The organism is Cedecea sp. P7760 (genome assembly GCF_013386425.1).
GTDB classification, from domain to species: domain Bacteria; phylum Pseudomonadota; class Gammaproteobacteria; order Enterobacterales; family Enterobacteriaceae; genus Cedecea; species Cedecea selenatireducens.
On sequence record NZ_JACARU010000065.1, the window covers coordinates 85134 to 108488 of the forward strand.

A 23355-nucleotide genomic window follows, 5' to 3' on the forward strand; every position below is an offset into this window, starting at 1 on the left:
ATGTACAACCTGTTGATTCTGCTTCTGGGCCTGATTATTTTTTCCCCGGCGTATGCTGACCGCGCTACAAAGCCGGAACGGCTGCATATTCTAAGCCGTGAAAGCTATCAGCCTAAAGCCTTCACCCTTGATGACAAAGACTGGCGCTGGTTAGGCAATAAACGCGAGCTGCATGTTGCCGTCTGGCAGCCCGAAATCCCCCCGCTTTATCTCTACACCGGCAACAGCCGCTACGAAGGGATGATCGCCGACTACATCCACCTGATAGCGCAATATCTGGGGCTACGCGTCAACGTACAGATGTTTGCGGACCGCGACGCTGCGCTAAGCGCGCTGGCTCAGCATAAAGTGGATATGGTCGCCGATCCTTCTGGCAAAGTGCTGCCGCAGCACGCCAGGCTCGTCCCCTCCAACAATTTTATTAGCGACCATCCGGTGCTGGTACATCGAAAAAGCAGCAACGGCGCCCCCTTTCGCTACCAGCCAGGCATGCGGCTGGCCATCGCCCGCTGGTACGTGGATGACAGCTGGATAGAGCAGAATTTTCCCGGCGTGACCCTCCGCCATTTCGCTACCGACGAACAGGCCATGGCCTCGGTTGCCTTCGAAGAAAATGACTTTTATATCGGCAACCTGGTGACCACGTCTTACCTGCTGGAGCGTAACTACTCGCATTTTCTCGCCTTTCAGCGGGTCTATCCTGAGCGGGAAACCGGCAGCCATTTTGTGCTGCGCAGCGAAGATTTACCGCTGATGCGGGCGGTTAATCGCGCGCTCGACGCCATCCCCCGCATTCAGCATCAGGTTATTCTCCAGCAGTGGAGCGAGCGGGCTAACCTCTGGCGCGTCAGCAAGCAGGTTGAGTTCTCCGGGGCTGAAAAAAAATGGCTGGCGCGGCACCCCTCGGTGAAAGTGTCGGTCAACGCTTTTTACGCGCCCTTCACCATGATCGATGCCAACGGCAATTTTTATGGCGTCACCGACGATATTTTGCGGCTGATTCGGCTGCGTACCGGCCTGCATTTCGAACCGGCCCCGGCGGATTCGGTCAGCGCAATGGAGCAGCAAATTGACGACAAAAAAGCCATGTTCATCGGCGCGGTCAGCCATAGCGAGGAGCGGAATCAGAACCTGTTATTTTCCCGGGCTTACTTCACCTCACCCTTTGTGATGGTTCAGGCCAAAGGTAAAAACTACGCCTCCCCGCTCCCTGCCGGCACGCGCGTTGCCATCGTCAGCAAAAACAGCCTGATCCCGGAGCTGCGACAGCTTAATCCCGACGTGCGCATTATTGAAACCGCCAACGCCAGCATTGCGATGCAGATGGTCGACGACGGCAAAGCCGATATCGCCATTCACTCCCTGTTTGGCGCCAGCTATATGATTGACCGCTATTTTCGCGACCGCCTGAAGATTGGCGGCCACGTGGGCGGCCAGACCGCCGGGATCGCCTTTGCCGTCTCGCGCGATCAGCCTGAACTGCTCAGCATCCTGAATAAGTCGCTGGAGAACATTTCCCCGGCGGATATCAACAGCATCATCAATAAATGGCAAACCCGGCCCGACGTTCGGCTGGATACCTGGGAGCTGTATAAAACCCAGTTTTGGCTGGTATTCAGCGTGGCCGGAGTGTTGATCCTCACCTCGCTGATTTGGGTCTATTACCTGCACAGGGAAGTCAGAGCCCGCCTGCTGGCGCAACAAAAGCTCCAGGCGCAGCTGGAATACAATGAAACCCTGACCCACGCGCTGTCGGAGGAGCGAGAGCGCGCCGAACAGGCTAACCGGGCTAAAAGCACTTTTCTGGCGACGATGAGCCATGAAATTCGTACCCCGGTAAGCGCCATCATTGGGCTGCTTGAGCTGTCCGTAAAAGCCAATGAAAGCTTGCCGGAAGAAGAAGATCCGATCCGCGTCGCCTGGGAATCTGCCCGTACCCTGATGGGGCTTATCGGCGACATCCTGGATATGGCGAGAATTGAGTCCGGCCGTCTTGAGCTTGCGCCTGAATGGGTAAAAACCACCGATCTGCTGCCGCCCGTAGTCCGCGTATTTGAAGGTCTGGCCCGGCAAAAAAGCCTGCGCCTGCGCTGCATTCTTTCCCCGCCGCTGCCTTATCAGGTCTATATCGACCCGCTGCGTTTTCGCCAGGTACTCTCAAACCTGGTGAGCAACGCCATCAAGTTCACCGAGCGGGGCTGTGTCAACGTGGATATCACCGCGCTGGAGAGCCCCCCTGCCGATAGCGTGCTGCTGAGGATAAGCGTCGTGGATACCGGCAAAGGGATTAGTCCCGAGGAGCAGGAAGATATTTTCTCCCCGTGGGTGCAGGCAAAAAATGGCCGAGGGCAAAGCGGCTCAGGGCTTGGGCTGGCTATTTGTGCCCAGCTTGTAGAGATGATGGGGGGCAACATTATGATGAAAAGCCTGCCGGGCCACGGCACCGAAGTCAGCTTTACCGTACCGGTGGCACAAAGCCAGCGTCGGCCGGAACAGGTGGTTCAGAAAAACCAGCCGCAGGCGGTACAGCATTATCCCCTGAGTATTCTGGCGGTGGATGACCACCCGGCCAACCGGCTGCTGCTGCGTAGCCAGCTGGTTCACCTGGGCCACAAAGTTACGGAAGCCCGTGACGGCGAAGAGGCCTGGGCGCTATGGCACGATAACGCCTTCGATGTGGTGATAACCGACTGCAGCATGCCGGGGATGGACGGACCGGCGCTGACGCGGCTTATCCGCCAGCATCAATCCGAGCCGGTGATTATCCTTGGGCTGACGGCCAATGCCTGGCCAGAAGAGCGCACCCGCTGCAAGATGGCGGGCATGGACGATTGCCTGTTTAAGCCGTTACAGCTGCCCCAGCTGGAAGCGATTTTAACCAGCGTGATGAAAAGCAAACAGGCAGCCCTGGCGGAGCCCGCAGGCCTTGATAAGCTGGTGAACATCGAGAAACTTAAGGCGATGAGCAGCCATGACGGCAGCATGCTCGGTGAACTGCTCAGGCTGACGCTGCAAAGCAATGAGGAGGACTTACGCCTGGCAGAAGATCTGTTTAGCCTGCAGGATTGGCCTGAACTCGCCTCCTGCGTGCACCGCATCTCCGGGGCAGTACAAATATGCGGGGCAGAACGGGCGGAAAGCGCCTGCCGTAACCTGGAGGCCGCCTGCCGTGAAGCCGTCGCCGATGAGGTCGAAATCGAGGATTTGTGGCTGAAGTGTTCCAGCGCTGTGGAAGAGTTTAACCAGGCGATTCATGCCTGGCTAAACGACGAGGAATTTAGTCCATAACCTTCTCTAAATCGATCAGCTCTTCCAGCGTCAGCATGTTGCCCTGCGTCACCGCCAGGGCATCGTCCAGCCCTTTATTGTAGAGGGCTGGCGCCATTCTTTTGACCAGCTCATCGAGGAAAAACTCGGATTCGAACTGGCCAATTTGCAGGTCGTGTTTGTCGGCCAGCCAGTCGGTGATGAAGTCGCTCAGCTTGCGGTAATCCTCGGCGGGTAATTCAATCTTTTTCATTACGCCTCCACGTCCGGCACCACCAGCGACTCGCCGATGGCGTAGAACTGACCGCCGGCAATGTAATGCAGGCTGCGCAATTCAGGGGCCGAAGTTTCAAACGACCAGTGGCCGTTCTGGAAAACGCGGTTGTCCGCCCATGCGCCAATAATCTCGCCGATAAACAGATCGTGCGCCTGGTGGTTGTGGGGTTCAGGAATGAGCTTACAGACCATCCAGGCAGTGCAACCTGCGACAAGCGGCACGCTGTGCCCCGGCGCGCGGAACAGCTCCACGCCGGACTGCTCGAGCTTGTCGGGCATCTCTTTCAGGCTGTGGGTACCCAGAAAATGGGTCATTTTGATCTGGGCGGCGCAGGGCACCTGGATAACAAAGGTGCCGCTCTCTTCGATAAGCGCGCGGGTGGCGGTGATTTTATCCAGCACCACCATCAGTTTTGAGGGGGTAAAATCCAGCGCACAGGCCCAGGCGGCGGTCATCACGTCGTCTACGCCATTGTGATGGGCAGACACCAGCACCGTTGGGCCGTGATTGATCAGGCGGTATGACTTTTCTAACGGAACTTCAATGATATGTGGGTCCATACTTCGCATCCAGTTTTCATCAGGTTGCCGTCAGTTTGCCTGAACAATTAGCGCATTACTTTTCCTTTTTGTGGCTTAGCTTATGGGGCAGGCAAATCAGCACCAGGCCGACAAAAATAGCCGCCACGCCGATAAGCTTTTCCGGACTAAACTCTTCGTTGAGCCACGGCAGATTAATGGCTGCAAACCACACCAGCACGTAGCTCAGGCTTAAAAGCGGATAAGCCTTGCTGAGCGGAATACGCTTCAGCGCCATATACCAGCAGCCCATGGAGAACGCATAGGCGGCCAGGCCGCAAATCAGCGCCAGCAGGCCGTAGCCGCCAAACAGCACCGACATAGCAAACGCCAGGCTCAGCGAAGCGGGCGGGAACTGAATCATCGCCCATTTCATGCTGAGCTGTGCCCCGCTCACCAGCAATACGCTCATTAACGCCCAGATATACCCCATCAGGCGTGCCCTCCCAGCGCGATGATGCCCAGGATAATCAAAATCACCCCCAGCCAGTGGTGAGCGGAAATTCTCTCTTTCCAGATCCACCGCGCGGCAAGGGTGATAAAGATAAAGTTCAGGCTGAGCATCGGGTAAGCAATGCTCACTTCGACGTGCTGGAGCACCAGCAGCCAGACGAGCATGCCCAGCCCCAGCAGCAAGATGCTAAGCCCGAGCCACAGCATCAGGTGGCGGCGCCCCGCCCCCTGTGCCGCTTGCTTCTGGCACAGCTGCCCGCCGCAGCTAAGCAGGCTGGCCAGAATAATCAGCGCAATATTCATGGCTGAGCGTCGTACTCAAACAGAACAAAGCGTCCGCTGTTTGCCCGATGATCTGGCGTCGGAAGTTTCAGGTCATTAAGATCGCTGTTATTGGATACCAACAGCAGCAGCGAGACTTTGCCCTGCTTGCGGTGTTCCGCCAGCCAGGACTCGAACTGCTCAGAGCCAACGTAGCGATCTTTTACATCCGGATAGTCGAGACCGTAACGCAGTTCGCCCGCCTGACTATAGAGGTTGATATCGCTGCGCTTCATCTCCCACGCAACCCCGGCGGCGATGCCTACGTTGTTGGTGAAGATGTAGCGGCTGTCTTCCAGCTGCGGACGCATTGCGTGAATAAACGCCTGCGGCTGCTTGGAGTTCTCCACCTTCGATGGGATCACCACGCCGACCAGCAGCGCCAGACCCAGCGGGCACAGTGCCGCCCAGTACCAGCGCTTCGCCGTCTGGCTCAGGGTCAGAAGGCCAAACAGCCCCCAGACCGCAAACGCCAGGCACGCCAGAACGACTTTGAGGCTTTCATTGGCGGCATAAACCGGATGTCTTGCCAGCCCCCACGGCGCGAGGAAGAAGGCCACGGTAATCACACAGGCCGAACCGAACGCCAGGTTTATCCAGCCGTTGACGCGCAAAACGGCAGACCCGCTTTTCGCCAGCTCAACCGCATGACGCGCCATCAAGATAGCCAGGGGCGCAAAGCACGGCAGAATATAGGTGGGCAGCTTGCCCTTCGCGATGCTGAAGAACAAGAATGGCATCACTATCCAGCCCAGCAGGTAAAAGGCTCCGCCCTGCTCAGCACGGCCTTTCCAGCCGCTTTTCAACGCGCCGGGCAACAGCGCCAGCCACGGCAGGCTGCCGGCAATCAGGAACGGAATGTAATACCAGAATGGGGCTTTGTGCTGCGCGTCTTTCTCGGCGAAGCGCTGAATATGCTCTACCCAGAAGAAATAGTGCCAGAAGTCAGGTTCCGCTTTAGCGATCGCCACGGCCCAGGGCAGCGTGATCAGCACCGCGCTCAGTACCGCAATCGGCCCGAACAGCAGAACTTCTTTCCAGCGTTTCTGGGCAATCACCCACGGCAGGACGCCAATCACCGGCACCGCCAGCGCCAGGAAGCCTTTGGTCATCACGCCCATGCCGCAGGCGAGGCCCAGCAGAACATAGCCGCCAATCCTGCCGCCGGTGGTTTTGGCCGTACTGGCTAACCAGAAGCTGCACATCGCCGCCGTCATCCACAGGGTGATCATCGGGTCGAGAACGGAATAAGTCCCGATGCCATAGACCAGCAGGCAGGTGAGGAAGATAACCCCCGCCAGCACCGCGACCGTTTTGTCACGCCACAGGCGGAACGCCAGCCAGCCGGTCAACAGCGCGCTCAGGGTCACCGAGAAAACGGAGCCAAAACGCACGGCAAAGTTGTTCTGCCCGAAGATAAACTGGCTGATGTTGTTGATCCAATACCCCGCGACAGGCTTTTCGAAATAACGCAGATCGAGGAAATGGGGAACAACCCAGTTGCCGGACTGCAGCATTTCACGGCTGATTTCCGCATAACGCGTTTCATCCGGCTGCCACAGGTGGCGGAACTCCAGCGGTACAAGGTAAAGCAAGGCAAAACAGACCAGAAGGGCCATTCCATATTTTGCTGTTTTCATCGGTTTACGACTCTATAAGTTGTTGGCAACCCAGCCAGCCTTCCCGGCCTGGGATTGTCCCGCGCACAATTTTGCCTTTCGGCAGCGTGGATAAATCGTCCGGCAGAAGCTCGCTGAGCGGGCAGAACTGAATTCCCTCCGCCGCGGCCATTGCCAGCAATTCACTAAAGGAATCTCGCATCACCATCCCTTCGACTTCCGCATGGATGGTGTAAACCGGTGTGCCGCTGTCCTGGTGAATTTTATCCAGGATAAAGCGGTTAAAGCTCTCTTTACTGACCTCAGTCCCAATCACTTCGTCCCAGGTGGGCAACGTCACGGGAATTTGCACCGCCGCCTCCCTGCCGTCAGACAGGACAGGGATAAACGGCGTGGTGCCGCGACAGTCGCTGTTGTACCGGAACGGGAAAGCAGACTTCGCTTTCACCACGCGCTGGTCAGCACGCCAGCCGGCCACCGCCGAACAGCTTACCGGCTGGCCGACAATTTTCTGCAGCGCGTCCAGCCCAAGGCGAATCTGGTGTTCGAGCTTGTCCTGCTCCCAGACGCCCGCCCAGGCCTGCCAGGCATGGTGATCCCAGGCGTGGAGTCCCACTTCATGGTGGTCCGCCGTCGCCGCAATAACCTCAGCGTTGCCCGCGCCAATCTGGCGGCCCGGCCACGCGGTGCCCGCGAGCAGAATATCCCAGCCGTACAGCGATGCCGCGTTAGAACGCAGCATCTTCCACAGGAATTTGGGCTTGATCAGGCGCCACAGGTGGCGCCCCATATTGTCTGGCCCAACGCTGAAGAAAAAGGTTGCCTGAGTCGAGTGTAAACTCAGCGTCTCCAGAAGGTTTGGCACCCCTTCACGGGTGCCTCGCCAGGTGTCGACATCAATACGCAGGCCGACTTTTCTCATGAAGCGGGATCCGTCAGCTCAACGGTTTTCAGGAAGAAGTCCAGCGTTTCGTCGATGGTTTTCTCCATGTGCACTTCAGGCGTCCAGTCCAGCAGGCGCTGCGCGTTGCGGATGCTTGGCTTACGGTGCTCAACGTCCTGGTAGCCTTTGCCGTAGTACGCGCTGCTTTCCACTTCACGGAAACCGGCAAACGGCGGGAACTGGCTGCGCAGCGGGTGACGCTCGAAGCTTTCCAGCAGCATTTCTGCCAGCTGTTTGATGCTCGCTTCGTTATCCGGGCTACCGATGTTGATTATCTGTCCGTCGCAGTTATTGTTTTTGTTTTCAATAATGCGGAACAGCGCTTCGATGCCGTCGCCGATGTCGGTGAAGCAGCGTTTCTGCTTGCCGCCGTCGATAAGCTTGATCGGCGAACCTTCTACCAGGTTAAGGATCAGCTGGGTGATGGCACGGGAGCTACCGATACGCGCGGCGTTCAGGTTGTCCAGACGCGGGCCCATCCAGTTAAACGGACGGAACAGCGTGAAGCGCAACCCTTCTTTTTCGCCGTATGCCCAGATAACGCGGTCAAGCAGCTGCTTGGACACGGAGTAGATCCAGCGCTGTTTGTTGATTGGGCCAACGATCAACGGGGAGTTATCTTCGTCAAACGAGGCGTCGGTACACATGCCGTACACTTCGGAGGTGGACGGGAAGATAATGCGTTTTTTGTACTTCACGCAGTCGCGGATGATTTTCAGGTTCTCTTCGAAGTCGAGTTCGAAAACGCGCAGCGGGTTACGGGTGTATTCGATTGGGGTAGCAATCGCCACCAGCGGCAGCACAACGTCACATTTCTTAATGTGGTACTCGATCCACTCGGAGTGAATGCTGATGTCGCCTTCAACGAAGTGGAAACGCTCGTTACCGATGAAGCGAGAGATAGCGTCGGAGCCGATATCCAGGCCGAAGATCTCGAAGTTGTCATCACGCAGCAGGCGTTCGGTCAGGTGGTTACCGATAAAGCCGTTCACGCCGAGGATAAGCACGCGGGTACGACGCTTAATGGCGGAAACAGGTTTGCTGCTCAGGATTGCACCGCTGACCAGACCCAGGGACTGTGCAAGCTGGGAGCCCTGCATGTACACGCCGTTTTCAGCCTGGCCGGTGACCACTTCCAGAGCGCCGGTGCCGCAGGCAATAACCAGCGGGTTCACGGAGAGAATGGTGCCCGCTTTCGCGCCGTTGTTGCTTTCCAGCACGCGGCTTTTCCAGATAATAAATTTGCTGCCGCCCACGTAGCTGAACGCGCCCGGCCACGGTTCGGTTACCGCACGCACCAGGTTGTTGGCTTCTGCTGCGGTGCCTTCCCAGCTGATTGCGCCATCTTTTGGTGAACGGCCGCCGAAATAGGTGGCTTTAGCTTCGTCCTGCGCGGCCTGCGGGAAGTGACCGGTTTTGATCACCGGCAGGCTTTTCGCCAGCAGGGATTTCGCGGTTTCACACAGTTTGTGATGCAGGGTCAGCGCGGTATCTTCTGCGGCGATTGCCACGCGTTCCTGGGCAACGATGTCGCCGGCGTCTGCGCGTTTCACCATGCGGTGCAGGGTTACGCCGGTTTCGGTTTCACCTTTCACCAGCACCCAGTTCAGCGGTGCGCGGCCGCGGAATTTCGGCAGCAGAGATCCGTGCAGGTTAAACGCGCCTACGGAAGCGCAGTTCAGGACTTCTTCGCTCAGCAGATTGCGGTAGTAGAAGGAGAAAATCACGTCAGGCTGAGCGTCTTTAATGCGGTCAACCCACAGCGGGTGGTTCACATCTTCAGGAGCAAAGACCGGAATACCGAATTCTGCCGCCGTGCGGGCGACAGAACCAAAGAAGTTATTCTCAGCCGCGTTATCCGGGTGAGTATAAATTGCTGCAATGTCATAGCCTGCTTCAACCAGGGCACGAACACCCACACAGCCCATATCGTGATAGGCGAAAACAACTGCTTTCATTATTGATTTTCCTCTGAAGATAAAGCGGTTTCACTGCTAACTACGCGTTGAATAAAGTAACGAGGGCGAGCCCGCACGTCGTTATAGATACGGCCAATGTACTCACCGAGGAGCCCCATACCGATAAACTGGGCGCCAATAAAGGTGAAGAGCACGGCGAAGAGCATGAACACCCCATCCGCCGCCCACTGTGGGCCAAGAGCCAGACGTAACACCACCAGCAGCACGGCCAGCGCGAAACCAGACAGCGCGATAATGCTGCCCACAACGCTCAGCAAACGCAGCGGCGTGGTGGTCAGGCAGGTGATCAGGTCATACATCAGGTTGATGAGGCGCATAAAGCTGTACTTCGAGTCGCCAAACTGGCGCTCGTCGTGGTGCACCGGGATCTCCACCGCGCGACGGGCAAAGGTATTTGCCAGGATCGGGATAAAGGTGCTGCGTTCGTGACAGTGCAGCATCGCGTCGATGATGTGGCGGCGGTAGGCGCGCAGCATACAGCCGTAGTCGCCCATCGCTTTGCCGGTGGTACGCTGGATCAGGTGGTTGATCATCTTCGAGGCGCGTTTGCGGAACCAGCTGTCCTGGCGGTTCTGGCGCACGGTGCCTACCACGTCATAGCCTTCGTCGGCTTTCTCAACCAGCCGCGGAATTTCTTCCGGCGGGTTTTGCAGGTCGGCATCCAGGGTGACAATCAGGTCACCGGTGACGTGGCTAAAGCCGGCCATAATGGCCGAGTGCTGGCCATAGTTACGGTTCAACAGCACCGCGACGATGTGGCTGCCGGGCGCTTCTGCCGCCTGGGTCAGCATAGCGGCGGAGTCGTCGCTGCTGCCGTCATCGATAAGGAGGATTTCGTAATCGCGGTTCAGCTTTTGGCAAGCTTCCGTGGTACGACGAAGCAGCTCAGGCAGGCTGTCCTGTTCGTTGTACACCGGGATCACAACGGATACTTTTTTGATGGTTTCCGGGGTCGTCATCTTAGAGTCCTGCTATTTCACGTAAGGCGGTAATGACTCGGGAAGTGTCATCGTCAGTCATGGTAGGGAACAGCGGGATCGAGCAAATGCGCTCGCTATTCCAGTCGCTGTTCGGCAGCTGAAGCTGCGGATAGCGTTCACGGTAATATTTCTGGGTGTGGGCCGCGCGGAAATGCAGGCCGGTGCCGATGCCGCGCTCTTTCAGGGCTTCCATCAGGCCGCTACGGGAAATGCCGCAGGTGGCTTCGTCTACGCGGATGATAAACAGGTGCCAGGCGTGGCGGTGCTGCCATTCTGGAACGGAAAGCGGCAGGAATGGCGTATCGGCCAGCTCTTTGAGATAGCGTTCGGCAATTTCCTGGCGACGGATATTGATCTGTTCAAGTTTGCCCAGCTGCACCAGCGCGATAGCCGCGTTGATGTCCGCGAGGTTGTATTTGAACCCCGGAGAAATCACCTCCGCCTGCGGCGCGCGGCCGTGGGTCTGGCGGTCAAAGGCGTCGACGCCCAGACCGTGGAATTTCAGGCTACGAATGCGGTTTGCCAACTGGTCGTCGTCGGTGACGATCAGGCCGCCTTCGGCGCAGGTCATGTTCTTGATGGCGTGGAAAGAGAAGATAGCGGTTCCCTGAGAACCTACGTGCTTGCCTTTGTATTCCGTGCCTGCCGCGTGGGCAGCATCTTCAATCACCGGAATACCGTGGCGTTCGCCAATCGCGCGGATAGCGTCGATGTCGGCAGGCGCGCCCGCGTAGTGCACGGGAATAATCGCTTTTGTGCGAGGAGTAATTGCCGCCTCGATGGCTTCTGGCGTGACCATCAGCGTGTCGCGATCGACGTCAATCATCACCGGCTCTGCGCCCAGCAGAACAATCATGTTCAGCGTGGAAACCCACGTCAGTGAGGGTGTGATAACCTCGTCACCGGCCTGCAGCCCAAGGGCCATCAGGGTTACGTGCATCCCGCCCGTCGCGGAACTTACTGCAATCGCATGTTTATTGCCCGTTAACTCGCAAAATGCCTTCTCAAGCGCCTGGTTTTTCGGCCCGGTGGTTATCCAGCCGGATTGCATGACTTCCGTTACCGCTGCAATTTCTTCCGCACCTAACGCTGGACGTGAAAAAGGCAGAAAATCACTCATTACGTGGATTCCTTATTAAATCTCTGAACGCCAAAAGCTGACGGGATAATGAATCAGGCTAATTAAATAAAAGTACAACATTCAGGAAGTACGGCCTGCTTTGCTAAACGACTAATCAATGAAAAGAATTTAACAAAGAAATCTTAGAACAGTATTAAGAAAGTGGGATATAACGAAAAATCGTGAAGTTAAGCATTGCTAGCTGGAAAGCGTTCTTAGAAAGAGGAAAATTGTCACCTAAAAATCACGATTATTGCGTCATTGTTTAATCATGGAATAATTCCGTGTGTGACAATTTATATTTAGCGCCCTTACGGTTGATTAAAAAAAAACCGCCTGAGAAATAGACGGTTTTTAATAATCAACGATGCAATTAACGCTTCGATTTACCCGGTAACGTTTTCATCAGCTCATCCGGGCTGATGGACGCCACCACGCTGCCCGGCAGCGGCATCTTCAGAATATGGTTCTTCATTTTGCCGACGACGTGCATTTCGCACGGGCGGCAGTCGAACTTCAGGGTCAACACTTCATCGCCGTGTACCAGCTGCATCGGGGTAGCCTTCCAGCTCTTAATGTTGCCCTTCGCCTGTTTCGGGCAGAGGTTAAACGCAAACCGCAGGCAGTGCTTGGTGATCATCACCGGTACGTCACCCTTCTCTTCATGTGCTTCATAAGCGGCATCAATCAGCTGCACGCCATAGCGATGATAGAACTCACGCGCCTTATGGTTGTAAACGTTCGCCAGGAAGCTTAAATGGCTGTCCGGGTAGACCGGAGGCGGCACGCTGACCGCTTTACGGCTGCCGCGCTGATAGCTTTGCAGACGCGCTTCGGTCAGCGCCTCGATGGCGTCACGGCGCAGCTGGTTAAGCTGGGCGTTAGGCACGAACAGCGCCTCTTCCAGCAGAATGTTCACCTTACGGGCGGAATACATGGTCTGGCCCAGCTTGGTCAGACCGTCACGCAGGCTGTCGAAGGCTTTCTGCGGGTTATTCGCCACGTCAAACTGGCCCGTAAGCGTTTGGCTGACGCTGACGCCCTCTTCGCTGGTCGCGGTCATCACCAGCTGCTGCTGACTGCCGCTCAGCTCGATATCCACCGCCACGCGGCGTTCGCTGGAGGTCTTCAGCAGCGCCTGCTGCCAGTTGTGGTCCAGATTACGGTTAAGCGGATGGTTCGGACGTACATTTTTCAGCGTTTCCGGCATTTCATTTGGCCAGACGCGATACTGATTTTTCCCGGTTTTTTCTACCGTATTGGCGCGAAAACCGACGATTTCACGCTTGATTAGCACGTTCAGGCCGTCGCCGTTGGTCAACGTGTTAGTGGTGGTAACGTCCAGATGGTCTTTGCTCACTTTCAGCACTTCACCCACCGGCAGGCCCACGAATTTCGGCGAGTCAAACGCGCCGATGTCGATTTTACGCTCGTTAACAAAGTAGTCGGTGCTGCCGCGGTGGAACGTTTTGTCCGGCGACGGAATAAAGTAGTGCGAGGTGACGCCGGCAGAGGCGCGGGTCAGATCGCTGCGCCCGTCCATCAGCTCGTCCAGCAGCTGGCGGTAATACGCGGTGATGTTTTTTACATAGCTCATGTCTTTGTAGCGTCCTTCAATTTTGAAGGAACGCACGCCCGCGTCCACCAGCGCCGCCAGGTTGGCGCTCTGGTCGTTGTCTTTCATCGACAGCAGGTGTTTTTCATAAGCCACTACGCGCCCCTGGTCGTCTTTCAGGGTGTAAGGCAGGCGGCAGGCCTGCGAGCAGTCGCCACGGTTGGCGCTGCGCCCGGTATGCGCGTGGGAAATGTTGCACTGCCCGGAGTACGCCACGCACAGCGCGCCGTGAATAAAGAACTCGATCGTCGCGTCAACGTTCTGATGAATAGCGGCAATTTGCTGCAGGTTCAGCTCGCGCGCCAGCACGATTTGCGAGAAGCCCGCATCTGACAGAAACTTCGCTTTTTCCGCACTACGAATGTCGCACTGGGTGCTGGCGTGCAGCTCAATCGGCGGCAGGTCCATTTCCAGCACGCCCATATCCTGCACGATAAGCGCGTCAATACCGGCTTCGTACAGGTCGATAATCATCGAGCGCGCGGGCTCCAGCTCGTCGTCGTGCAGAATGGTGTTCAGCGTGACGAAAATTTTCGCCCCATAGCGATGGGCAAACGGCACCAGCTCGGCCAGGTCTTGCAGGCTGTTGCCGGCGTTATGGCGAGCGCCAAAGCCAGGCCCGCCGATGTAAACCGCATCCGCGCCATGGAGAATGGCTTCGCGGGCGATGGCGGTATCACGGGCAGGGCTGAGTAATTCAAGTTGATTCGCGTGCAGGCGCATAGTTTGTCGTGTTCTGTAATGGGCGAAAGGCGGCTATTGTAGTCACTTCCCCCGCGCAAAAACAGGGGGATTATGCGGTCGTCGCGGGATAGTGGATCAGCGAGTGAAAATGCGTCTCATCGGCGCCTGAATTGCGGTAGGCGTGGGGGCGATCGCCGTGGAATTTCAGGCCTTCTCCGGCCGTCAAAATCTGCCATTCGCCGTCGACATTCATCTCCAGCGTACCGCTTATCACCACCACATGCTCAATCACGCCCGCGTCGTGCGCCGAAGATTCGCTCAGCGCGCCGGATGCCAGACGAATAGAAAAATGGTCAAAACGCAGCTGCGGATCGTAAGGAAACAGCGGCACCACCACCATTTCGCTGTGCTGCGGGTCGAAGACCGGGCGCACGGGTTCAACGCCGGCTTCCAGAAACACCGAAAACGGCACGTTAAAACCGGTGGCAATTTTCCACAAGGTTGCCACCGTCGGGCTGGACTCGTTGCGTTCGATTTGCCCGAGCATGGCCTTCGACACGCCGGTCTGCTCCGCCGCAAATGTCAGGCTCCAGCCTCTGGCCTGGCGCAGGCTTTTCAGGGTGTTCGCCAGATGTAGCGCAATGTCCATTTTCTTCCTCCTGTTGGCGGCGAAGTATAGCGCCTTGTGCGCTATAACGCACGATGCTATATTCCCCGGACGTTATAACGCACAACGAGTTTATTATGCGCCTTTCTTTGCTGCCGTTTCCCACTGTTCTGGCCGGTTTTGTTGCCGTGTTGGTCGGCTATGCCAGCTCCGCCGCCATTATCTGGCAGGCTGCAGATGCCGCCGGGGCCACGTCCCACCAAATAGCCGGCTGGCTGACGATGCTGGGCATTGCGATGGGCATCAGCACGCTGGGACTGACGCTGTGGTATCGCGCACCGATCCTGACGGCCTGGTCAACGCCGGGAGCCGCGCTGCTGGCCACCAGCCTGCCGGGGCATAGCCTGAGTGAAGCCATTGGCATTTTTATTTTTGCTTCGCTGCTGATCCTGATTTGCGGCGTGACCGGGCTGTTCGCCAGGCTGATGCGCCTGATCCCCCCTACGCTCTCCGCCGCCATGCTGGCCGGGGTTCTGCTCAGGTTTGGCCTGGATACTTTCACCTCGTTACAGGGTCACTTTTTGCTGGGCGGGAGCATGCTGCTTGGCTGGCTGCTGGCGAAGGTCTTTGCCCCGCGCTATGCCGTCGTCGTCGCCATGCTGATCGGCCTGCTGATTTGCCTCGTCACCGGCGAGCTTCACACGGGGAGCGTTCCGGTTTCTGTGGCGGTCCCCGAGTTCACTTCCCCGTCGTTGAGCGTGGCCAGCCTGTTGGGCATCGGCGTGCCTTTTTTCCTGGTAACGATGGCGTCACAAAATGCCCCCGGCATCGCCACGCTGGCGGCCTCCGGCTATAAAGTGCCGGTTTCACCGCTGATTGTCGTGACCGCCTTAATTGCCCTGTTGCTGGCGCCGTTCGGCGTGTTTTCGGTTTGTATCGCCGCCATTACCGCCGCCATTTGCCAGGGGGCAGAAGCCCATCCGGACAAGGACAAGCGCTGGCTTGCCGCCGCCGCTGCGGGCGTGTTTTATTTGATTGCCGGCGTTTTCGGCGGGTCGATTTCAACGCTGCTGACCGCCCTGCCGCTGGCCTGGATCCACACCCTTGCCGGGCTGGCCCTGCTGGGCACGATTGCCGGCAGCCTGCACCAGGCGCTGAATCACGAGCGGGACAGGGACGCGGCTATCGTCACGTTCCTGGTTACTGCCTCGGGGGTGAATCTGCTGGGCGTCAGCTCTGCGTTTTGGGGGGTAATTGCCGGAGGGATTTGCTATACCGCGTTTTCACGCCTTAAGCGCGCGTAGCTGCGACGGCGTGGCGCCAAAGACGCTTTTGAAGCGGTTGCTGAAATGACTGGGCGAGCTAAATCCGCAGGCCATGGCGATATCCGTTAACGGTAACCGCCCCTGGCGTACCAGCGTTTCTGCCTTCGCCATTCTGCGCTGCATAACGTACTGATGCGGCGCCTGGCCGGTCGACTGCTTGAACATGCGTGCAAAGTGGTACTCGCTGAGATCTGCCAGCCGGGCAAGCTCGCTGAGCGTCAGCGCTTCGCTGAGGTTCTGTTCGATGTACGCCTGCACGTTTCGCAGCACCGCAGGCGCAAGCCCGCCGCGCACCGTCGGCAGCTTCCACTGCACGCTGCTGTAATGCTGCACCAGGTGCGTCAGCAGCAGCGTGGAAGCCGTGCTTAGCGTCAGGTGATTCGCCCGCTGCTGCCAGTCGCTGCTAAGCAAGAAATGGCGATAAAGCTGGGTGATCCGTGCATCATCGGCAAAGGTTTTTTCATCGAGGTTGATGGCCGCCGGGCTGCGATCCCAAATCTGCGCGGCAATCTCTTTGAGGTGTTCGTCGGTGCAGTACAGATGCACAAACGAGAAGTCATCCCGCACGTCCCACGTCGATTCACTGTCTTCCGGCATGATACAGAAGCGATCCGGGCCGCCGCCGTTGCGCCAGCCTGAAGCCGTTTTTTGGTAGGTTTCGTACCCTTCGGTAACGTAAAGGCTGAGCGTGTGGTGATCGCAACGCTGGGTAATACAGTCGTTACCGTTTGACCAGGCGGCGAGCTGAACCCCTGAGCCAAGCTGAACGCTGCCGTTCAGGCGGGCTTTGTGCTGCTGCAGGTTTTCAAAGGCGTGATATGGCGTGGTCATAGGGGAAGTTGGCTTCTGGAACATACTGGCTAGTGTAAGGACTGCGTTCGGCCGTCGCCAGCGTCACGGTGAAAAAAAACCGCAAGAATATGTAAGTCGGCCCCCCGGATGAAAGCCGAAAGCAAAGCAAAAACGGATACTCGTGGTCTGATTTTGGCTGATGAGAACAACAATGAACGCTTTGCTTTATATTCTGGTGGTGGTGATTTGGGGGACAACGTGGATTGCCATTTATATGCAACAGGGGGTGGTTTCGGTCCCGGTGTCTATCTTTTGGCGCTTTGCCGTGGCGGCGGTGGTGATGCTGGTAGTCCTTCTGGCGCTGGGTCGCCTGAAGCGCATCGGGCTCAAAGACCACCTGTTTTGCGTGCTGCAGGGCGCGTGTGTGTTCGGTTTCAACTTCTTCTGCTTCTATCACGCCGCCGCGTATATCAGCTCCGGGCTGGAGTCGGTGATTTTCTCGATGGCGGTCTTGTTTAACGCCTTCAACAACTTGCTGTTCTTCCGCAAGAAGCCTTCTCCGCGCGTATTGCCCGCTGCGGCGCTCGGGATTGCCGGGATCGTCGCTCTGTTCTGGCACGATCTGGTTGCGACCCAAATGGCACCTTCGCTGCTCATCGGCATCGGCCTCAGCGCACTCGGCACGTTTGGCTTCTCTTTGGGGAATATGATCAGCGCCCGTCACCAAAGCCGGGGCCTGGAAACGCTGTCGACCAATACCTATGCGATGTTTTACGGCACCACGATTATGGGCGTGGTGGCGCTGGCGAGCGGCGAGTCGTTTATGCCTGACTTCACCGCGCGCTACATCGGTTCGCTGCTTTATCTCGCGATCTTTGGCTCGGTGATTGCTTTTGGCGCCTATTTCACGCTGGTTGGCCGTATCGGCGCAAGCCAGGCTGCCTACAGCACGCTGCTCTTCCCGCTGGTTGCGCTGACGCTGTCGACGGTTTACGAAGGCTACGTCTGGCACGCGAATGCGGTGCTGGGGCTGGTGATGATTCTGCTGGGCAACCTGGTGATGTTTGCGAAACCCGAGCAGTGGCTGCCGTGGCGTAGAAAACTGGCGTAATAAAAAACCGCAGCTTTTTCAGGGCTGCGGTTTTTGCCTGCATGACCGGCGTTATTTATTCGGCACGTCAAACATCGTGGCGTCGGTGGCTAAATCATCCACCACCTGTTTCAGGGTATCAACGGTGACTTTAGCATTCTCATTGCTCAGCGTTTTCCCCTCGCCCTTACGCACCACGCGCAAAACGGGTTTATTGGTGGACGCGTCAATCAGCTCGCCTTCGAAGTAGAGATCGGTATTCATGGTGCGGTGGCCTGTGGCCATTTGCGTGCCCGCCACCACCATCGCAATCGGGATCACCTCGTAGTACTGCAGGCCTTCTTTACTGCTGTCCACGCCGGTAATCGCCCCACGGAAAATTAAACTGCGTGGGCCAGGCGTCGTCACCAAAGGCTTGCGCTGTTGTGCCGCGGCCTTCAGCTTAGTGTTAGTATAGGCCAGCAGGCCATCCAGCGTTTGCTGGCCAATCTGAGTCGTCGGTTTAGGCGTCGGATAATAAACTACCGGGTTATACACCAGGCTGTCGTAGTTGCTGGGTTTAAAGTTCGGGTCAACCCAGCGCATAACGGTTTTGCCGGTCGCCGATTTTGTTTCCTGCAGGCCGGAGTAATCTTTTAGAAATCCAGAGTATTTTTCCGGTGAGGTGGTTTTTGAAGCACACCCCGCCAGCGCTAATAAACCTGCCAGACAAGCCACTTTAAAATACGTTGTGGTACGCATCGTTTGTTCCTGTTAGTTGGTGTAAGCCTTTCAGGTATAGCAAAAAACGACACTTCCTGTAGGGGTAAAGCTGCTTTGATGCAAAAACTCAGATCTGCCGCTCATCTCCTGCGGCGGCGACGCCATCGCACAGCAGGTCGATAATCAATAACGCACCATATTGCCCCTCTCCGGGAGAAAGCCAGACGTCTCCGGCCTGCGCCGCGCTGGTGGGATCTTTGGTCACCATGATTATCGCCGCGCCCTGCCGACTGGCCTGCTGCACCGCCGCAAGCAGCGCGCTGTCCGGCGTTGAGCTGGCGAAGACAATCATCGCCTGCCCCGCATTCAGCATCGAGGCGGTGAAGCTCATCAGCGCCGGGTCATAGCAGACGCTGGCGGGCTGCCCCAGCGTCAGTAAGCGATACTGCAGCAGGCTGGCAAAAGGCGTGTCCGCCGCACCGGCGCTAAAAATATGAATCGCATTGGCTCGCCTGAGCAGCGCCACGGCACGGGTGACGCTCGCCTCAGGCAACGTTTCCAGCTGCTGACTCAGCGACTGCTGGATGCTGCCCAAACGCTGCTGCCAGGCAGCAGACAGCTCGCTGCCCGCCATGGCGGTACTGGCCTGCGCCAGCTTCATGCGTAAATCACGAATATCATCGCAGCCGGCGGCTCGGGCAAAACGGGTGATCGTCGCCGGACTCACGCCCGCCGCCTGCGCCAACTGGTCAATAGTGGCCGAGGAGGCAAAACCCGGATCGTGCAGAATAGCCTGCGCTACCCTGGACTCCTGCTGGCTGAACTCCGCCAACTTCTGCCGAATGCGGCTGATAATATCGCCGTCCGTATCCCGCCCGATGGAGTGTGAAAAACGCGCCAGCACGTCTTTAGCCACGCCGCCACGACTGGCCAGAAATTGCAGCGTCTCGTTATCTACCCATGCTGCATCCCCCAGTACCTGAGACGGCGCGGCTAACGCTTCCTGTACCCGGCTGTCGTGCCGCTGGTGGCGAACCTGACCGAGGAAATCATTCATGTCGCTGCAGCCTATGGTGCGGGCAAACTGCTGCAAGGTCGCCTGGCTCACGCCCGCACGGGCGGCCAGTTGCTCCATCGTCGCATCCGGTAGCTGGAAAAAATTCTCAAGAAAAAAGCGTGCCAGCCGGGTCTCCTGCGGAGAAGAGTCCGCTAACCCATGGACCAGGTGATAAACAATATCCATCGCTGAAAGATTCCTTGCGTCTGCGTCACGGGCGAATAAACCATCATAATGTCTTGAAATTATTTTTCAATTACCATTGTCGTCATGCCTCTCACTTTCGCTATACCAGCCCGACAACCTCCTGACTCCCCTTTAATATTCGGGAAACCAATAATCCAACGCAGATCACGGTCATGAAAATAATTTTCATACATGCTGAATAAACGCGCTGTTGTTTGAAACACGTTTTCAATTTGAAGGATAAAGGTAATGAAGAAGATCATGTTGTGTTGCGCCGCGGGAATGTCCACCAGCATGCTGGTGCAAAAGATGCGTGCCGAGGCCACAAAGCGCGCGCTGGACGTGCAGATTGACGCCGTCTCCGTCGCAGAAATTGAAAGCCATCTCCAGAGCGCCGACGTGGTGCTGCTTGGTCCTCAGGTGCAGTTTGAGCTGGCCCGTCTGGCCGAGCTTTCTGCCCCGTCAGGTAAGCCGGTGGCGGTTATCGACATGATGGATTACGGCACTATGCGCGGCGACCGCGTGCTGGATAAAGCTCTTACCCTGATGGCCTGATGAGCGGGAGAAAACGATGAAAATTACCGTTGTGGGCGGGGGCAGCAGCTATACCCCGGAACTGATTGAAGGCCTGATTCTGCGCCATGCCGCCCTGCCGATGACGGAGCTGGCGCTGGTGGACGTGGAAGCCGGGCGCCAGAAGGTTGAGATTATCGCCGCGCTGGCCCGCCGCATGTTCGACAGCAAAGGTCTGGAGCAGGTCAGGGTATCAGTGCACTACGATCCTGACGCGGCGATTGCGGGCTCCAGCTTTGTGCTGACCCAGCTTCGCGTTGGGCAGCTACCCGCTCGTGCCGCCGATGAACGCCTCGGCCTCAGCCATGAGCTGCTGGGCCAGGAGACAACCGGCGTCGGCGGTTTTGCCAAGGCGTTGCGTACCATTCCGGTGATGCTTGATATTGCGAGGCGCGTCGAACGCCTCGCGCCGAATGCGTGGATTATTAACTTCACCAACCCGGCAGGCATCGTCACCGAGGCCGTGTCACGCTACAGTGCCGCCAACATCGTTGGTTTGTGCAACGTGCCGGTGACCATGCACCACACCATCGCCGACATGCTCAAACTCCCTTACGACAAAGTCACGCTGCGCTTTGCCGGACTCAACCATATGGTCTGGGTACATGAGGTGATTGCCGATGGCCGTGACGTGACCGCCGAGGTGATTGAAATGCTATGCGACGGCGAGCAGCTTTCAATGAACAACATCAAAGCGATTCCGTGGCCGCCTGCCCTGCTGCGCGCCCTGAAAGCGATTCCTTGCCCGTATCATCGTTACTTCTGGCAAACCCGCACCATGCTGAAGGATGAGCTGGCCGACGCCGCGAACGGAAAAGGCACCCGCGCCGAGCAGGTAATGAAAGTGGAGGCCGAACTGTTTGAGCTGTACGCCAACCCACAGCTCGACAAAAAGCCGGAGCAGCTCAGCCAGCGCGGCGGCTCATTCTATTCTGAAGTCGCTCTGGAGCTTATTGACGCCCTGCACAACAACCTCGGCAAGCAGATGGTGGTGAATACCGCTAACAACGGCGCCATCCAGGGGCTACCGGACGATGCAGTTATCGAAACCAACTGCGTGATAGATGCGCTGGGCGCCCACCCGCTGGCGTTCGGCAAACTTCCTCCCCTGATGAACGGCCTGACGCAGCAGGTGAAAGATTTTGAACGCCTGACGATTGAGGCGGCGGTTCACGGCGATAAGCAGCAGGCGCTCCTGGCGCTGATAGCGAATCCGCTGGTGGCCGACGTGAATATTGCTCAGGCGCTGCTCGACGAAGTGCTTGAGAGTAACAAGGCGTGGCTGCCGCAGTTTAAATAGCGCCGATTACCGGTGGGCGCAGCTATGCCGCCCATCCCATTACAGAAACCAATAACAATAATGCCCGGCCATGCGCCGGGACAGGGGTAACCGTGTCCGCAAAGAAATCGTTTCTTGAAAAATATGTGCTGCCCGTCGCGCTGAAAATCGCCGGGCAAAAGCACGTGCTCTCCGTCCGTGACGGGATCATCCTGAATATGCCATTCATGCTGATTGGCTCATTCTTCCTGATTTTCGCCTATCTGCCGGTGCCGGGTTACCCCCAGCTAATGACCGATTTATTCGGCGCAACGTGGCAAAGCAAGCTGCTTTATCCGGTCAAAGCGACCTATGACATCATGGCGATTATCTCCAGCTTCGGCATCGCCTATCGCCTGGCCGAGAAATACCGCACCCTCGATCCGCTTACCTCTGGGGCGGTGTCGCTGGTGGCCTTTATTATGACGATTCCGCAGAACATTATGTTTACACCGCCGTCCGGTGGGCCTGCCGAGTTTGTGAAAGGCGTGCTGCCGATGGGACAAATCGGCAGTCAGGGACTGTTCGTTGCGATTCTGATTGCGTTGCTTTCGACCGAGATTTACCGCTTTATCAGCAACCGTAATCTGGTTATTCGCATGCCGGAAGGCGTCCCCCCGGCGGTGGCAAAGTCGTTCCTCGCGCTGGTGCCGGGCTTCTGCGTGCTGGCGGTAGTGCTGGCGCTGCGTCTGCTGGTGGAAGCCACGCCGTTTGGCGACATCAACACCATGATTACTGACCTGGTGGGCATCCCAATGAGCCATATCGGCGGCTCACTACCGGGGATGATTGTTTCGGTGATCCTGATTGGCATTCTGTGGACGCTGGGCCTGCATGGCGACACCATCGTGCTGGTGTTTATCCGCCCGGTCTGGCTGACCAACATGTCCGAAAACCTGGCGGCGTTCCAGAATGGCCTGCCTATTCCGCACATCATTACCCAGCAGTTCTATGACCTGTGGATTGCCCCAGGCGGTACCGGCGCGCTGTTAGGTCTGGTTATCTTTATGCTGATCCGCAGCCGCAGCGTGCAGATGAAGCAGCTGGGTAAAATTGCCGCGCCGGGCAGCCTGTTTAACATCAGCGAGCCGATGGTGTTTGGCATTCCGCTGGTGATGAACCCGTATCTGGTGGTGCCGTTTATCCTGACGCCGGTGGTGCTGGTGATTGTGTCCTGGACGGCGATGGCAACCGGCCTGGTTGCGCCCCCTGCCGGGATTGCGCTGCCGTTCACTACGCCAATTATCGTCAGCGGCTATTTAGCGACGGGCGGCCACGTTTCCGGCTCGATTCTGCAGATTGTGAACCTGGCTATCTCGCTGGTGATGTATTACCCGTTCTTCCGGGTCTGGGATAACCTGAAGTTCCGCGAAGAGCAGCAGGCAAATCAGACGGCGGTCAGCGCCCCGGCTGAGGCGGTGAGTGAGAGGAGTACAGTCTGATACTTGTTTTGTCTCAATATGTTATTAGGTGAACACCCAGGACGTTTGACCTCTGCAAATTTGGGTATCGTTCCGTTCACCCGTAGAGCTATTTCCCCTGCACGTTCAGATAACGGTGAACGTGTCCGGGGGATAACGCCATCCCCCGAACAGCCCCGGCGCCCGGCGAGCTCATCGCCGCTGAAGCGGTAAACCCACCGGCTATCACCCAAACATTCGGGGTCGTTCGCGATCCGTTCCCGACGATCGCTCTCTTTCGCTGCTCCCGGCAGCTCAACCCCGCCTGAGTTGGGTCATAACCGGGGGCGATGAGAGCCGGGAACAAGGGCGTGGCTTTGAGATCTGAAGCGAATATAACGTTTAAGCGTTGCTGTGGGTTAAAAGCGAGGCTCGGTTCCGGCTTAAATCGCCTCGGTTTTCTCTCCGA

22 protein-coding genes are annotated in these 23355 nt (G+C 57.4%); 6 read left to right on the forward strand and 16 right to left on the reverse strand.

All coding sequences use genetic code 11. The features are described from left to right. Positions 1-3288, forward strand: a complete 3288-nt coding sequence (locus HX778_RS20635; RefSeq protein ID WP_038473036.1) for a transporter substrate-binding domain-containing protein — start codon at positions 1-3, stop codon at positions 3286-3288. Here HX778_RS20635 and HX778_RS20640 read toward each other — a convergent pair. The 11 genes from HX778_RS20640 to HX778_RS20690 form a co-directional block, all read right to left on the reverse strand. Beyond that, positions 3278-3520: a DUF2164 domain-containing protein gene (locus HX778_RS20640; RefSeq protein ID WP_038473037.1), complete on the reverse strand. Its 243-nt coding sequence runs from the start codon at positions 3518-3520 to the stop codon at positions 3278-3280. The two genes, HX778_RS20635 and HX778_RS20640, sit on opposite strands and share 11 nt — an antisense overlap. Further along, complete coding sequence (locus HX778_RS20645) at positions 3520-4104, reverse strand: flavin reductase family protein (RefSeq protein ID WP_038473038.1); 585 nt, start codon at positions 4102-4104, stop codon at positions 3520-3522. Before HX778_RS20645 ends, HX778_RS20640 begins: the two co-directional genes overlap by 1 nt. Before the next feature lie 55 nt (positions 4105-4159). Then, positions 4160-4555, reverse strand: a complete 396-nt coding sequence (gene arnF, locus HX778_RS20650) for a 4-amino-4-deoxy-L-arabinose-phosphoundecaprenol flippase subunit ArnF (protein WP_176982922.1) — start codon at positions 4553-4555, stop codon at positions 4160-4162. After that, entirely contained in the window at positions 4555-4878 is a 324-nt protein-coding gene (gene arnE, locus HX778_RS20655; protein ID WP_038473041.1) for a 4-amino-4-deoxy-L-arabinose-phosphoundecaprenol flippase subunit ArnE, read from the reverse strand. Before arnE ends, arnF begins: the two co-directional genes overlap by 1 nt. Beyond that, positions 4875-6536 carry a lipid IV(A) 4-amino-4-deoxy-L-arabinosyltransferase gene (gene arnT, locus HX778_RS20660; RefSeq protein ID WP_038473043.1) on the reverse strand — a complete coding sequence of 554 codons (1662 nt, stop codon included), beginning with the start codon at positions 6534-6536 and terminating at the stop codon, positions 4875-4877. The genes arnE and arnT overlap by 4 nt, the downstream gene beginning before the upstream one ends. 4 nt (positions 6537-6540) lie before the next feature. After that, positions 6541-7437, reverse strand: a complete 897-nt coding sequence (gene arnD / locus HX778_RS20665) for a 4-deoxy-4-formamido-L-arabinose-phosphoundecaprenol deformylase (RefSeq protein ID WP_038473044.1) — start codon at positions 7435-7437, stop codon at positions 6541-6543. Beyond that, a complete protein-coding gene (gene arnA, locus HX778_RS20670; RefSeq protein ID WP_176982923.1) occupies positions 7434-9416 on the reverse strand; it encodes a bifunctional UDP-4-amino-4-deoxy-L-arabinose formyltransferase/UDP-glucuronic acid oxidase ArnA in 1983 nt (660 codons plus the stop codon). The genes arnD and arnA overlap by 4 nt, the downstream gene beginning before the upstream one ends. Continuing rightward, positions 9416-10396 carry an undecaprenyl-phosphate 4-deoxy-4-formamido-L-arabinose transferase gene (gene arnC / locus HX778_RS20675; protein WP_176982924.1) on the reverse strand — a complete coding sequence of 327 codons (981 nt, stop codon included), beginning with the start codon at positions 10394-10396 and terminating at the stop codon, positions 9416-9418. The genes arnA and arnC overlap by 1 nt, the downstream gene beginning before the upstream one ends. A gap of 1 nt (position 10397) precedes the next feature. Then, entirely contained in the window at positions 10398-11537 is a 1140-nt protein-coding gene (gene arnB, locus HX778_RS20680; RefSeq protein ID WP_038473048.1) for a UDP-4-amino-4-deoxy-L-arabinose aminotransferase, read from the reverse strand. Positions 11538-11910: 373 nt separating this feature from the next. Continuing rightward, a complete protein-coding gene (locus tag HX778_RS20685; protein WP_038473050.1) occupies positions 11911-13875 on the reverse strand; it encodes a U32 family peptidase in 1965 nt (654 codons plus the stop codon). Between the two features lie 70 nt (positions 13876-13945). Next, complete coding sequence (locus tag HX778_RS20690) at positions 13946-14485, reverse strand: helix-turn-helix domain-containing protein (RefSeq protein WP_154185929.1); 540 nt, start codon at positions 14483-14485, stop codon at positions 13946-13948. Between the two features lie 95 nt (positions 14486-14580). Between HX778_RS20690 and HX778_RS20695 the strand changes: the two genes are divergently transcribed. Next, positions 14581-15747 (forward strand): benzoate/H(+) symporter BenE family transporter, encoded by a 1167-nt coding sequence (locus HX778_RS20695; RefSeq protein WP_176982925.1) that lies wholly within the window; start codon positions 14581-14583, stop codon positions 15745-15747. Here the strand turns inward: HX778_RS20695 and HX778_RS20700 are convergent. Continuing rightward, positions 15727-16599, reverse strand: a complete 873-nt coding sequence (locus HX778_RS20700) for a helix-turn-helix domain-containing protein (protein WP_176982926.1) — start codon at positions 16597-16599, stop codon at positions 15727-15729. The genes HX778_RS20695 and HX778_RS20700 overlap by 21 nt on opposite strands. A 172-nt stretch (positions 16600-16771) precedes the next feature. Here HX778_RS20700 and HX778_RS20705 point away from each other — a divergent pair, with 172 nt between their 5' ends. Further along, complete coding sequence (locus tag HX778_RS20705) at positions 16772-17671, forward strand: DMT family transporter (protein WP_176982927.1); 900 nt, start codon at positions 16772-16774, stop codon at positions 17669-17671. A 51-nt stretch (positions 17672-17722) separates the two neighbouring features. Here HX778_RS20705 and HX778_RS20710 read toward each other — a convergent pair whose 3' ends face one another. From HX778_RS20710 to HX778_RS20720, 3 genes are all read right to left on the reverse strand, one after another. After that, on the reverse strand, positions 17723-18391 hold the full coding sequence (locus HX778_RS20710; RefSeq protein ID WP_038473056.1) for a DUF3313 domain-containing protein: 669 nt from the start codon (positions 18389-18391) through the stop codon (positions 17723-17725). Positions 18392-18479: 88 nt separating this feature from the next. Further along, on the reverse strand, positions 18480-19595 hold the full coding sequence (locus tag HX778_RS20715; RefSeq protein ID WP_176982928.1) for a MurR/RpiR family transcriptional regulator: 1116 nt from the start codon (positions 19593-19595) through the stop codon (positions 18480-18482). 59 nt (positions 19596-19654) lie between these two features. Next, a complete protein-coding gene (locus HX778_RS20720) occupies positions 19655-19858 on the reverse strand; it encodes a hypothetical protein (protein WP_176982929.1) in 204 nt (67 codons plus the stop codon). On the opposite strand from HX778_RS20720, the gene HX778_RS20725 reads away from it, so the two are divergent. From HX778_RS20725 to celB, 3 genes are all read left to right on the forward strand, one after another. Continuing rightward, complete coding sequence (locus HX778_RS20725; RefSeq protein ID WP_038473059.1) at positions 19845-20150, forward strand: PTS sugar transporter subunit IIB; 306 nt, start codon at positions 19845-19847, stop codon at positions 20148-20150. The two genes, HX778_RS20720 and HX778_RS20725, sit on opposite strands and share 14 nt — an antisense overlap. A gap of 16 nt (positions 20151-20166) precedes the next feature. Then, positions 20167-21468 (forward strand): 6-phospho-beta-glucosidase, encoded by a 1302-nt coding sequence (locus HX778_RS20730; RefSeq protein WP_176982930.1) that lies wholly within the window; start codon positions 20167-20169, stop codon positions 21466-21468. 92 nt (positions 21469-21560) lie between these two features. Then, on the forward strand, positions 21561-22928 hold the full coding sequence (celB, locus tag HX778_RS20735; RefSeq protein WP_038473062.1) for a PTS cellobiose transporter subunit IIC: 1368 nt from the start codon (positions 21561-21563) through the stop codon (positions 22926-22928). 88 nt (positions 22929-23016) lie between these two features. Here celB and HX778_RS25055 read toward each other — a convergent pair. Then, on the reverse strand, positions 23017-23355 hold a 339-nt coding region (locus HX778_RS25055), incomplete at its 5' end, for a hypothetical protein (RefSeq protein ID WP_218167220.1).